The organism is Actinotalea caeni, assembly GCF_009733795.1.
In the GTDB taxonomy this organism is placed as follows: Bacteria; Actinomycetota; Actinomycetes; order Actinomycetales; family Beutenbergiaceae; genus Pseudactinotalea; species Pseudactinotalea caeni.
Genome location: NZ_WNXX01000009.1, coordinates 80,934 through 93,274 on the forward strand (window position 1 = coordinate 80,934; position 12,341 = coordinate 93,274).

At 73.5% G+C, this 12,341-nt stretch carries 13 protein-coding genes; 7 read left to right on the top strand and 6 right to left on the bottom strand.

Annotated elements, in window-relative coordinates:
• Positions 1-45 precede the first annotated feature (45 nt).
• From GPA02_RS09770 to GPA02_RS09785, 4 genes are read right to left on the bottom strand one after another with little or no spacing between them, the layout of a single operon-like run.
• Positions 46-432 (bottom strand): VOC family protein, encoded by a 387-nt coding sequence (locus GPA02_RS09770; protein WP_156199737.1) that lies wholly within the window; start codon positions 430-432, stop codon positions 46-48.
• A gap of 51 nt (positions 433-483) precedes the next feature.
• Entirely contained in the window at positions 484-1,089 is a 606-nt protein-coding gene (locus tag GPA02_RS09775; RefSeq protein WP_156199738.1) for a methylated-DNA--[protein]-cysteine S-methyltransferase, read from the bottom strand.
• Positions 1,086-1,565, bottom strand: a complete 480-nt coding sequence (locus GPA02_RS09780; RefSeq protein WP_156199739.1) for an RNA polymerase sigma factor — start codon at positions 1,563-1,565, stop codon at positions 1,086-1,088. The genes GPA02_RS09775 and GPA02_RS09780 overlap by 4 nt, the downstream gene beginning before the upstream one ends.
• A 46-nt stretch (positions 1,566-1,611) precedes the next feature.
• A complete protein-coding gene (locus GPA02_RS09785; protein ID WP_193567855.1) occupies positions 1,612-2,187 on the bottom strand; it encodes a 1-acyl-sn-glycerol-3-phosphate acyltransferase in 576 nt (191 codons plus the stop codon).
• Between the two features lie 47 nt (positions 2,188-2,234).
• On the opposite strand from GPA02_RS09785, the gene GPA02_RS09790 reads away from it, so the two are divergent.
• Positions 2,235-2,540, top strand: coding sequence for an MTH1187 family thiamine-binding protein (locus GPA02_RS09790; RefSeq protein WP_156199740.1), 306 nt, complete (start codon positions 2,235-2,237; stop codon positions 2,538-2,540).
• 13 nt (positions 2,541-2,553) lie between these two features.
• On the opposite strand, the gene GPA02_RS09795 is transcribed toward GPA02_RS09790, so the two are convergent.
• The gene (locus tag GPA02_RS09795) at positions 2,554-2,913 is read right to left on the bottom strand and encodes a YciI family protein (protein WP_156199741.1); all 360 of its coding nucleotides are present in this window, start codon (positions 2,911-2,913) and stop codon (positions 2,554-2,556) included.
• A 185-nt stretch (positions 2,914-3,098) separates the two neighbouring features.
• On the opposite strand from GPA02_RS09795, the gene GPA02_RS09800 reads away from it, so the two are divergent.
• From GPA02_RS09800 to GPA02_RS09825, 6 genes are all read left to right on the top strand, one after another.
• Positions 3,099-5,012, top strand: coding sequence for a DUF5107 domain-containing protein (locus GPA02_RS09800; RefSeq protein WP_156199742.1), 1,914 nt, complete (start codon positions 3,099-3,101; stop codon positions 5,010-5,012).
• Positions 5,013-5,049: 37 nt separating this feature from the next.
• Positions 5,050-6,030: an aldo/keto reductase gene (locus GPA02_RS09805; protein WP_156199743.1), complete on the top strand. Its 981-nt coding sequence runs from the start codon at positions 5,050-5,052 to the stop codon at positions 6,028-6,030.
• 471 nt (positions 6,031-6,501) lie between these two features.
• Positions 6,502-7,512, top strand: a complete 1,011-nt coding sequence (locus tag GPA02_RS09810; protein WP_204986563.1) for a siderophore ABC transporter substrate-binding protein — start codon at positions 6,502-6,504, stop codon at positions 7,510-7,512.
• Positions 7,513-7,525: 13 nt separating this feature from the next.
• The gene (locus GPA02_RS09815; protein WP_204986564.1) at positions 7,526-8,545 is read left to right on the top strand and encodes an ABC transporter permease; all 1,020 of its coding nucleotides are present in this window, start codon (positions 7,526-7,528) and stop codon (positions 8,543-8,545) included.
• Positions 8,535-9,569 carry an iron chelate uptake ABC transporter family permease subunit gene (locus GPA02_RS09820; RefSeq protein WP_156199744.1) on the top strand — a complete coding sequence of 345 codons (1,035 nt, stop codon included), beginning with the start codon at positions 8,535-8,537 and terminating at the stop codon, positions 9,567-9,569. Before GPA02_RS09815 ends, GPA02_RS09820 begins: the two co-directional genes overlap by 11 nt.
• The gene (locus GPA02_RS09825; RefSeq protein ID WP_156199745.1) at positions 9,566-10,324 is read left to right on the top strand and encodes an iron ABC transporter ATP-binding protein; all 759 of its coding nucleotides are present in this window, start codon (positions 9,566-9,568) and stop codon (positions 10,322-10,324) included. The genes GPA02_RS09820 and GPA02_RS09825 overlap by 4 nt, the downstream gene beginning before the upstream one ends.
• 6 nt (positions 10,325-10,330) lie before the next feature.
• Here the strand turns inward: GPA02_RS09825 and GPA02_RS09830 are convergent, their stop codons facing one another.
• Complete coding sequence (locus GPA02_RS09830; RefSeq protein ID WP_156199746.1) at positions 10,331-12,220, bottom strand: glycoside hydrolase family 127 protein; 1,890 nt, start codon at positions 12,218-12,220, stop codon at positions 10,331-10,333.
• Positions 12,221-12,341: the final 121 nt, after the last annotated feature.

The following is a 12,341-nucleotide window of genomic DNA, read 5'->3' on the forward strand; positions in this document are numbered from 1 at the left end:
GCGCGTGGACGGCAACCGATTGCCTCCCGTTGTCGGCCACCGCCGTCAGCGGAGCAGGCAGAACTCGTTGCCCTCGGGGTCGGCGAGCACGACGAGACCCTCGTGCTCGGCGACGACGCTCGCACCGAGCCCGCGCAGCCGTGCCACCTCCGCGGGCGGGTCGGCGGCCGTGAGGTCGACGTGCACCCGGTTCTTGACGACCTTTCGCTCAGGCACCTTCTGGAACCAGAAGCGCACCCCGGGGGCGTCGCCGACCGGCTGCACGAGCACGGACGGGTCGTCCTCGACGTCGTCGATCCCCGCCTCGCGCAGCCGCGCCAGCTCGTCCTCGTCGTAGGGGGCGACCTCGTAGCCGTCGAGCACCTGCGCCCAGAACCGCGCCAGCGACGCGGGGTGCTCGCAGTCGGTCACGACGTCGCGCAGGCTCGCCATCCCGGCATCCTCGCGCCTGGGGCCTGTGAGCGCGAGCGCTTTGCCGTCCGCTCAGGCCGCGGCGCGCTCCAGCTCGAGCAGCGCGACCTTGGCGTCGTGCCCGCCGCGGTAGGCGCCGATCGTGCCGTCGGCGCGCACGACCCGGTGGCACGGGACCACGAGCGGGACGGGGTTGCGTGCGCACGCCGTCCCCACCGCGCGGGTCGCGCCCGGGCGCCCGGCCATGGTGGCGACCTCGCGGTAGCTCGCGGTGGTGCCGTAGGCGATCCGGGGCAGCAGCGTCACGACCTCGCGGCGGAACCCGCGGGCCAGCGTGAGGTCGATCGAGACGTCGAACTCGCGCCGTCGGCCGGCGAGGTACTCCTCGAGCTGGCGCGCCACGCCGTCGAGCCGCGCGGGTGCCCGCAGCACGCGCGGGCTGACGCCGGTCGCGAGCTCGGTCAGCACCGCGTCCTCGGTCTCGGTCTCGAAGGCCACCCGCACGAGCCCTCGCGGGGTGGCGGCCAGCAGCAGCCGCCCGAGCGGGGAGTCGACCGTGCGGTAGGCGACGTCGAGCAGTCCCTCGGCCTCGGCCGCGCGGCCGAGCCGGTCGGCCAGTCCCGCGAGCCGGGCGTCGTCGTCGGCCAGGTCCAGGTGGGTGCGCAGGTCCTCGGTCATGCCGTCTGCTCCTTGATCCGTCGGAGTGCCGCGATGCCGTCGGCGGAGGCGCGTCGCGCCGCCGCCGGTGTGCCGCCGAGCAGGGCCGCCACCTCCGCGTGCGGGAGGCCGGCGACGTGGTGGTAGACGACGGCGGCGCGCTGCTTGTCGGGCAGCTGCGCCAGGTCCTCCCACAGGTCCCGTTGCCACCCCGCGAACGCCGGTGCCTCGGCCGCGCCGCCGCGCTCGGGCAGGTCGTCGGTGGGTACCGGGGCGCGACGCCTGGTGCGGTGCACGTCGATCGCCTTGCGCTGCGCGATCCGCACGAGCCACGCCTCGACGTTGGCGTCGGCGGGCAGGTCCGGGTAGGCGCGCATCGCGGCGAGGAACGTCTCCGACCACGCGTCGTCGGCGTCGTGCGGGCCGACGATCGCGCGGCAGACACGCAGCACGGTGCGGCCGTGGCTGCGGACCACGTGCTCGAACGGTTCGCTCATCACACCCCGCAGACGTCGGGGCGCACCCCGATGTGAGGTCGGCTCGTCAGGGGCTGCCGGACTCGTCCCGCAGCCGCGGCTCGGACTCCAGGCCGGGCCGCACCCCGCGCTTGCCGCGGTAGAAGTCGCGGATGCGGTCCATGTCGGCGGCGACGTCGCCGGTCAGCTCGATCGTGGGGCCGATGCCGCACGTCATCCGGTCGCGGTCGAGGAAGCCGAGCGACACCGGCAGCCCGGCGTCGCGCGCGATCCGGTAGAACCCGGACTTCCAGTGCTCGACCTTGCCGCGCGTGGCCTCGGGCGTGATGACGACGACGAAGTGCTCCCCCGCCTCGGCCATCGCCACGAGCCGGCGGGTGAGGCCCGACTCCTGGCCGCGGTCGACGGGGATGCCGCCGAGCGCGCGCATGAGCGAGCCGAGCGGCTCCCAGAACACCGACCGCTTCGCGAGGAACCGGAACGGGACCCCGACGTGCCAGCTCACCATCACCATGAGCACGAAGTCCCAGTTGGAGGTGTGCGGCGCGCCGATGAGCACGCTGCGGGCCGGCAGCGGCTCGGCCTCGGGCGTCCACCGGCTGAACCTCCAGTAGAGGTCGGAGAGCCGTCGACGGATGCGCACGGGCCCACCGTAGGGCACCCTGTGGCACGCTGCGGCACGCTGCGTGCATGCTCGCCGCGTTCAGCATCGCCCCCGTCACGTCCGACCCGTCCGGCAGCGTCACCGAGGCCGTCGCTCGCGCCGTCAAGGTGGTCCGCGACTCCGGCCTGCCGAACGAGACCACGTCGATGTTCACCACGGTCGAGGGCGAGTGGGACGAGGTGATGGACGTCGTCAAGCGGGCGGTCGACGCCGTCGCCGAGGTCTCGCCGCGCGTCAGCCTCGTGCTCAAGGCGGACGTCCGACCGGGCCGGACCGGCCAGCTCACCGCCAAGGTCGAGCGCGTCGAGGAGGCGCTGCGCGAGCTCGACTGAGTCCCTGACAGGCTCAGCCCCGCAACGACCCGGGCTGGAACCTGCGCACCGTCTGCGGCCAGCCGCACGCCTCCGCGACACGCGCGGCCCAGGCGCGCGCGGCGGCCTCGTCCGGTACGTCGACGGCGACGAAGCCGCCGAGGAACTCCGCGGCCTCGGTGTAGGGGCCGTCGGTGAACACCGGCGTGCCGCTCGTGGTGTCGACGCTGACCGCGGTGTCGATGTCCTCCTCCAGGCCGCCCCCGAACACCAGCACACCCGCGTCCTTCATGTCCTGCACGACCGCGTGCGCCAGTGGCGCACGGCTCGCGAACCACTCCGCGCTGTGGTCCCCGACCCACTGCTGGTTGAAGTAGATGAGGTACTCGGTCATCGTCTCTCCTCGGTCCGGCGGCCGGTGCGCCGCTACCACCATGACGCGCGAGCCGAGCCGTTCTCGACAGGCTGTCCGGTTCCCCTCGACACCGCCGTGGACGCGCCTGCCTGACGCCGTCAGGTTATGCGCCATGATGTGCGCTCATCGCGCGGTTCGACATCGAGAAAGGGCTCTGCGCACCCATGGTCGAGACCACCTCCACCACGAGGCTGCAGGCGACGACGCTGCAGCTCGTCGGCTCCCTCCCGGGCCCCGAGAGTCCGCTCCCCGCCATCACGTCCCTGCACGCCCTGCCGCCGGTCATGGTCGAGGGCATGGACGACGACATGGCGGCACGCGTCGCGCACGGCCGCCTCGGCACGCCGCTGCCCTACGCGCGTCTCAGCGACTACACCCGGGCGGACGACGACGTCGAGCTCCCCGCCCTCGTGCTCGACAACGGGATCCTCACCGCGACGGTGCTGCCGACCCTCGGCGGCCGGGTCTGGTCGCTCTACGACCGCTCCCGCGAGCGCGAGCTGCTGTTCGTCAACCCGCGGCTGCGGTTCGCGAACTTCGGTCTCACCGACGGCTGGTTCGCCGGCGGCATCGAGTGGAACGTCGGCTCGACCGGGCACTGGACGCTGTCCTCGCGGTCGTTGCACGCCGCCCGCACCGAGACCCCCACCGGCGCCGGGCTGCGGCTGTGGGAGTGGGAGCGCACGCGCGACCTCGTCATCCAGATCGACCTCGAGCTCGACGGCGACCGCCTCGTCGCGCACACGCGCGTCGTCAACCCCGACCCCGAGCCCAAGCCGCTCTACTACTGGACGAACATCGCCGTCACCGAGACGCCCCGCACCCGCGTCCTCAGCGAGGCCCGGACGGCGTGGCGCACCGACTACTCGGGTCGCCTCACGCGCGTGCAGGTACCGCACCCCGACAGCCCCGACGTCGACATCAGCTACCCCTCGGTCGCCGACCACGCGCGCGACTACTTCTTCGAGTCGGACCCGCCCGGGCGCTTCGTCGCCGCGGTCGAGCCCGACGGTCGCGGCTTCGCGCAGACCGGCACCGACGAGCTGCGCGGCCGCAAGCTGTTCCTGTGGGGCACCGGCCCCGGCGGCGACCGCTGGCAGGAGTGGCTGTGCGGCCCCGGCGCCCGGTACGCCGAGATCCAGGCCGGGTGGTGCACCACCCAGATGGAGCACGACGTCATCGACGGGCACGCGCAGGTGAGCTGGACCGAGGTGTTCGGGGGCGTCGAGGTGACGCCGGAGGCCGCCGCGGCCCCGTTCCCCGAGGCCGCCGCCGCGGTCCGTGACGCCGTGCACGCCGCGGCCGTCCCCGCCGACGTCACCGAGCGGCACGCGCGCTGGCTGGCCGAGGGCGCGGACGCCGCCCCGGCCGAGATCCTGCACGTCGCCTCCGGCTGGGGCCGCGCCGAGCTCGACCTGCGCACCGCCGCCGGCGAGCAGCCGCCGGTGCCGGTCACCGCGATCCCGTTCCCGGACGCTGCGCTGCCCGACGAGGCGGGGGACACCATCCCCGGCATCTCCGACCGTTGGCGGGCCCGCTACGACGACGCCCGCTACGACGAGGACCCGTGGGGCCGCTACGCGCGCGCCGTCAACGCCCACGTGCGCGGTGAGTCGGTCCGCGCCGAGCAGGAGTACGCGGCCGCCGTCGAGCTCGCCGAGGCACGGCGTGAGCAGGCCCCGATCGGCGCCGTGCGCGGCCTCGCGCTGGTCGCCGTCGAGCGCGGCGACGACGACGCCGCGCGCGAGGCGTACGCCCGCGCACTCGCCCAGCGTCCCGCCGACAGGCTGCTGCTCACCGAGGCGGTGACCCACCTGCTGGACATCGGGGACGCGCTCGCTGCGCTCGCGCTGCTCGACGCCGCGCCGGCCGACGTCGCCGACCACGGCCGCAGCCGGCTGCTGCGCGCGCACGCCCTGCTCGCCACCGGCGACCGGGCCGGCGCCGCGGCGCTGCTGGAGGACCTCGAGGTGCCCGACCTCGCGGAGGGCGGTCGCGAGCTCGACGCGCTCTGGGCGCTCGTGCACCCCGGCGAGCCGCTGCCCGGGCGGCTGGACTTCCGGATGCAGCAGGTCTGACTGTTGCGCGCCGAGGTGGCGGACTAGTTTGCGGTTCATGGACTACCGCCATCTCGGCCGTACCGGCCTGCTCGTCGCCCCGCTGTGCCTGGGCACCATGAACTTCGGTCCGCGCACCAGCGAGGCCGACAGCCACGCGATCATGGACGCCGCCCACGAGCACGGCCTCAACTTCTTCGACACCGCCAACCGCTACGGGACGCAGCCCGGCGAGACCGAGGAGATCCTCGGGCGCTGGTTCGCCACCGGCGGTGGCCGCCGCGAGCGCACCGTGCTCGCGACCAAGCTCTACGGCGCGATGGGCGACTGGCCCAACGAGAGCAAGCTGTCCGCGCTCAACATCCGGCGCGCCGTCGACGCCTCGCTGCAGCGCCTGCAGACCGACTACATCGACCTCTACCAGATGCACCACGTCGACCGTGACACGCCGTGGGAGGAGATCTGGGAGGCGATGAGCGTGCTCCGGCAGCAGGGGAAGATCCTCTACGTCGGCTCCTCCAACTTCGCCGGCTGGCACATCGCGACCGCCCAGGGCGCGGCGGCGAGCGCCGGCGTGCTCGGACTCGTCAGCGAGCAGTCGCTGTACAACCTCATGTCCCGCTGGGTGGAGCTCGAGGCGCTGCCGGCGGCCGAGCACCACGGCCTCGGCGTCATCCCGTGGTCGCCGCTGGCCGGCGGGCTGCTCGGCGGCGTGCTCGCCAAGCAGCGCGACGGCGTCGAGGGCCGCGGGACCGCGAACAGCGAGGGCATCGAGAAGAACCGCGAGGTGCTGCAGGCCTACGAGGACCTGTGCGCCGAGCTCGGCGAGCAGCCCGCCGACGTCGCGCTCGCGTGGCTGCTCACCCGCCCGGCCGTGACGGCGCCGATCATCGGCCCGCGCACGATCGAGCAGCTCACCGGGTCGCTGCGCGTCCTCGAGATCGAGCTCGACGACGCCACCCTCGACCGCCTCGACGAGCTCTTCCCGGCGCCGTTCCCCAAGGGCAGCAAGCCCGCCCCCGAGGCCTACGCCTGGTAGCGGCCCGACCCGGCCCCGACGCCGCCCCGCCGACCCCGGCGCGGGCGGCGTCGGCGTGTGCGAGCGGTGCAGGGGTCCCGGACGTGCGCGGCGCGGCAGAGCGGCGGCGCTCGATGCGGTTCGCGCGGATGCACCGGTTGCGTGTCATCGCGCGACGGTCCCCGAGCGCGGCCACCGCGATGACGTCGAGGTGGTGACGGCGAGTGCGACGGCGGTCGGCGTGTGCGACCGCGGCGTGGTTCCCGCCACCCGGTGACGCTCCCTCCCGACGCCGTTCGTGGAGCGAGTCACGACAGTCCACATCGTGAGCGCTCGGTGCGCTGTCGGAATTAGGTTAGGTTAGCCTTGCCATATCGCGGTCGGAACGATTCGACCGTGCGCTCGCCGCGCCGCGGCGCGCTTGTCAGCCGACGGCGGCGCGCTGCTTCGGCGTGCCCGCGCGCCGGGACGCACACACCTGTGGAGACACCCATGTCCGTGACCAGACCGCTCGGCGCCGTCTCGGCGCTGGCAGCAGCTGCGGTCGTGCTGGCCGCCTGCGGCTCGGCCGACGCCGCCGACCCCGCGCCTGCCGACGGGGCGCAGACCATCTCGTTCTCGTGGGACCGCAACGTCGCCGGTGAGGACGAGGACCCGGTCTACGAACCGACCACCGTCGAGGTGCCGGTCGAGCCGGAGACCATCGTCGTCTTCGACATGGCGAGCCTGGACACGATCGGCGCCCTGGGTGGCGAGGTCGCCGGCGCGCCGCTGGAGTCGGTGCCGGACTACCTGCGCGAGCACCTGGCCGACGACGCCTTCAACGCCGGCACCCTGTTCGAGGCCGACCTCCTCGAGATCGAGGCGCACCAGCCCGACCTCATCGTCATCGGCGGCCGCTCCGCCGGGCTGTGGGAGGACCTGAACGCGATCGCGCCGACCGTCGACCTCAGCATCAGCGGCACGTTCGAGGAGACCCTCGAGCGCAACACGACGTTCCTCGGCGAGGTGCTCGGCGCCCAGGACGAGGCCGCGGCCGCGCTCGAGGAGCTGCAGGCCGGCATCGAGGAGGCGCGCGCCGTCACGGCGGACGCCGGCACCGGTCTCGGCCTGATGGTCTCCGGCGGCGAGCTCAGCGCGCTCGCGCCCACGCACGGCGAAGCCACCGGGCGCAACGCCCGCGGCGGGCTGATCTACGACGTCTTCGGCGTCACGCCCGTCGTCGAGGACGTCGAGGCCGCCACCCACGGCGAGCCCGTCACCTTCGAGTTCCTGCTCGAGCACGACCCCGACTACCTGTGGGTCGTCGACCGCGACACCGCCACCGGCGCCGAGGGCGCGCAGGCCGCCGCGGCCGTCCTCGACAACGAGATCGTGCACCGCACCACGGCCTACCAGGAGGACCAGATCGTCTACCTGGACCCGGTCGCCTGGTACATCGTCTTCGGCGGCATCACGACGACGCAGCTGATGATCGACGACGTGCTCTCGATCGCGGGCTGACCCTCCCGAGCACGTGGCCACCCTGGCGACACCCGCAGCCGGCGCCCTCGCCCCCGTCCGTCCTCGACGGACCTGGGTGGGGGCGCTGCTCGGGGTGCTGCTCGCCGGGCTGACGCTCGTCAGTCTCTTCGTCGGGGTCTCCGACGTCACGCCTGCGTCGTTGCTGGCGGGCGGCGCGGACGGCACCGCCGCCTTCCTGCTCGCCGCCAGCCGCGCCCCGCGGACGGTCGCGGTGCTGCTGGCGGGGGCCTCGCTCGGCATCGCCGGGCTGATCATGCAGATGCTGGTCCGCAACAAGTTCGTCGAGCCGGGCACGACCGGGGTCACCGAGTTCGCGACCTTCGGGATGCTGCTGACGACCGTCCTCGCGCCGGGCCTGTCGGTGATGGGCAAGGCCGGCGTGGCCGCCGTGTTCGGGCTGCTGGGCACCTGGGTGTTCCTGCGCGTGATCCGCGCCGTCCCCGTGCGCCAGCTCGTGCTGGTGCCGCTCGTCGGCATCATGCTCGGCGGCGTCGTCGCGGCGCTGACGACGTTCGTCGCCTACCGGCTCGACCTGCTGCAGTCGCTGGGCCAGTGGGCTCAGGGCTCGTTCACGACCGTGATGGCCGGGCGCTACGAGCTGGTCTGGCTCGCCGGCGCGATGGTCGTCGTCGCGTGGTTCGCGGCCGACCGGTTCAGCGTCGTCGGGCTCGGCGAGGAGATGGCCACCAACCTGGGGCTCAGCTACCGGCGCGTGGTCGCCGTCGGGATGGTCGTCATCGCGGTCATCACCGCGACCGTGCTGGTCACCGCCGGCATGATCCCGTTCCTGGGCCTGGTGGTCCCCAACGTCGTCAGCCTCGTCATCGGCGACAACGTGCGCCGCTCGATCGGCTGGGTGGCCGGCACCGGCGCGCTGCTCGTGCTCGCGTGCGACATCGTCGCGCGCACCGTGCGGTTCCCCTACGAGATCCCGCTCTCGGTGATCGTCGGCGTCGTCGGCGCGGGGCTCTTCCTCTGGCTGCTGCTGCGGAGGCGGAGCCGTGCCCACTGAGGTGCTGACCGGCGCGCCGTCGGCGACCGGTGCCGCGGTGGAGCCCCGCGCCGTGACCGGGTGGCGCGCGTCGTGGCGCCGGCCCGTGGTCCGGCTCGCGGTCCTCGGCGCCGTCGTCGTGGCGCTGGTGACGCTCTACCTGCTCACCGACGTCCCCGGCTCGCTCGCGTTCGCGCTGCGGATCCGGTCGCTCACGGTCGTCGCGATGCTCGTGGTGGCCACCGCCGTCGGGGTCTCGACGGTCGTCTTCCACACGATCACGCAGAACCGCATCCTCACGCCGTCGATCATGGGGTTCGACGCGTTCTACCTGCTGATCTCGACCGTGGTCGTGTTCACGCTCGGCTCGACGTCCTTCCTGCGCCTGGACCCGCTGGTGCTGTGGCTCGTGCAGGTCGTGGTGATGCTGGCGTTCAGCGTGCTGCTGTTCACGTGGCTGTTCGGCGGCCGGCGGCGCTCGATCCACCTCATGCTGCTGGTCGGCATCGTGCTCGGCACGTTCTTCCGCAGCTTCACCGAGTGGATGCAGCGGATGCTCGACCCGATCGACTTCCAGGTCCTCTCCGACGCGATGTTCGCCTCCCTCACCCGCCCGGACCCGCTGCTGCTGACGCTGACGGCGCTGCTCGTGGCCGCGGGCTGCGTCGCGCTGCTGCCGCTGCTGCGCACGCTCGACGTGCTCACCCTCGGCGCCCCGGCCGCGATCGGTCTCGGGGTCTCGCACCGGCGGGTCGTGATGGCGCTGTTCGGCGTGGTCTCGCTCATGGTGGCGGCGTCGACGGCGCTGGTCGGCCCGATCCTGTTCTTCGGGCTGATCGTCGCGAACCTCGCCTACTCCTGGGCGGGCACGTTCCGGCACGCGTGGACGCTGCCCACCGCCGTGGGGCTGGGCATGGTGTGCCTGCTGGGCGGGCAGCTGGTGCTGGAGCGCGCGCTCGGCTTCGGAGGCACGCTCTCGACCGTCATCGAGCTCGCGGGCGGGCTGTTCTTCCTCGTGCTGGTGCTGCGAAAGGGGGCGCGATGATCGCGCTCGAGAAAGTGACGAAGCGCTACGGCTCGACGACCGTCGTCGACGACGTCTCGCTCACCTTCGGCGGCGAGGGCGTCGCCGCGCTCATCGGCCCGAACGGCGCGGGCAAGTCGACGCTGTTCAGCCTCGTCGGGCGGCTCCTCACGGCGGACGGCGGCCGCGTGCTGGTCGACGGCCGCGACGTCACGACCGCGCCGTCGCGCGAGCTCGCCACCACGCTGGCGGTGCTGCGCCAGGACAACCACGTCGGGGCGCGGCTCACCGTCGGCGACCTCGTGGAGTTCGGACGGTTCCCGCACTGCGGCGGCCGGCTGACCGCCACCGACCGCGACCACGTGGAGCGCGCGATCGACTACCTGGGGCTGGAGCCGTTCCGCGGCCGGTTCCTCGACGAGCTCTCCGGCGGCCAGCGTCAGCGCGCGTTCATCGCGATGGTGCTCGCGCAGGACACCCGCTACGTGCTGCTCGACGAGCCGCTCAACAACCTCGACCTGCGGCACATGACCGACATGATGAAGCTGTTGCGGCGCATGGCGGACGAGCTCGACAAGCGCGTGATCGTCGTGCTGCACGACATCAACTTCGCCGCCACCTACGCCGACCGGATCGTCGCGATGCGCGACGGCCGCGTCGTCGCCGACGCCCCCGCCCGCGAGGTCATGACCGCCGAGGTGCTGCGCTCGGTCTACGACGCGGCGGTCGACGTCCGCGAGATCGACGGCCGGCCGGTCGCGCTCTACTACTCCTGACGACCCTCAGTCCGCGGTCGGCAGCCAGACCCGCATGGCGCCTGGCGTGCGGTTGCCCCAGGTCGCGAACGGGATCGCCGTGACCGTGACGGGGCGCGCCGGCGCCGGCGCGGTGCTGCCGAGCGTCGCGTACAGGGCAGACGGCGGGGGCACCGCGAAGGCCGAGACCGTCACGCCGCCCTCGGTCACCCGGGGCGGGGAGTCGGTGTGGACGCGGACGTCGTCGACCTCGACACCGTCGGGCATGTCGGCCTGCTCGATCGCGTAGACGAGCGGGCCGCGCTCGAGCGCGACGCAGCCGCGGACGGCGTCGACGCGGGGGTGGGCGACGGTCCAGCGGGGTGCGACGTCGAGCTCGAGCCGGGCGCCGTCGGCCAGCGGCACCCGCAGGTAGCCGTCGGGGTCGGGATCCGCGGCGCGGCCGTCGACCGTCGTGCTCGTCGACCACGCAGGCACACGCAGCGCGAGCCGCGCACCGGCGGGTGCGGTGCCGTCGAGCGTCACCTCGACGACGCCGTCCTCCGGGTAGCGGGTGCGGACCCGCAGCGTCCCGGAGCCGAGCGCCTCCGGCAGGTCGATGTCGGCGTCGGCGAACTGGTGCACCGCGATCTCGCTGTCGGTCACCGATGCGACGTAGGCACCCATCTGCGCGACCGCCCGGGCGATGTTCGGCGGGCAGCACGCGCACGGGTACCAGGGCAGCCGCTCGCGCGGCGCGCTCTCCTCGGAGTGCTTGTCGGGGCGCGACTGCAGCGGGTTGGCGTAGAAGAACCGGGTGCCGCCGGCGTCGAGCGAGGCCGCGAGCGCGTTGTGGATCTCGCGCTCGACGACGTCCCCGTAGCGGGAGCCGCCGTCGGCGAGGAACATCCGCCAGGACCAGTGCAGGTCCGCGATCGTCGCGCAGGTCTCGGCGTAGGCGCGGTCGGACGGCAGCTCGTAGGCGCTGCCGAACGCCTCGTCGCGGTGCCGCGAGCCGAACGCGCCCGAGATGTACATCTTGCGCTCGTGGGCGTCGACCCACTGGTCGTGCATCGCGTCGAGCAGCTCGGCCTCGCCGGTCTCGAGGTAGACGTCGGTCGCGCCGGCCGCGAGGTAGAGCTGCCGCACCGCGTGCCCGGCGACCGTGCGCGCCTGCCGCACCGGCTCGTGGTCCTGGAAGTACTGCGGGCCGAGGCCGCCGGCGACCAGCGTGCCGGTGCCCCGGAGGTCGATCATGTGCTGCGCGAGCGCGAGGTGGCGCTGCTCGCCGGTCTCGCGGTACAGCTCGACGAGCGCGGTCTCGATCTCGGGGTGACCGCAGATGCCGACCCGTTCGCCGTCTGGCCCGAAGGTGGCGTCGACGAGGTCGACGAAGCGGAGCGCGACGCGCAGCAGGTCGTCGCGCCCGGCGCAGCGCTGCAGCGCGACCGCGGCCTGCACCATGTGCCCCAGCACGTACAGCTCGTGGGCGTTCTCGAGGTCCGCCCACCGCTCCCGCAGCCCGGCCTGGATCGCCGTCATGAGGTAGCCGTCGGGCTCCTGGGCGCGGGCGAGCAGGTCGCTGACCTCGTCGAGCCAGCCGTCGAACGCCGTCGTGCCGCTGCGGCCGATCTCCCAGGCGACCGCCTCGATCACCTTGTGCACGTCGGAGTCGGCGAAGATGAAGCCGCGGTAAGGGGTGGCGGGGTCGATGTCGCCGACGAGCCGCCGGTAGTTGTCGAGGTTGCCTGCGGCCTCGAGCTGGTCGATGCAGTGCGGGATCGTCGCCTGCGCGTTGCGGTCCTGCCAGGCGCCGAGGACGCCGGTCGGCAGCAGCCGCACCGCCCCGACCGGCAGCGGACGGGCCACCCCGACGTCGGCACGCGGCGCGGCGGGGGTCGCGGCCGCACGAGACGGCGAGGCAGGCTGGTCGGTCACGAGAGGTCCCTCCACGGCGGGTCGACGATGACATGTGAGCGTTCACACCGGAGGCCTCATCATCACCCGCTCCCGCGGGCGGCACAACACCGACGCGACCGGCAGCGCGCACCGCTGCCGG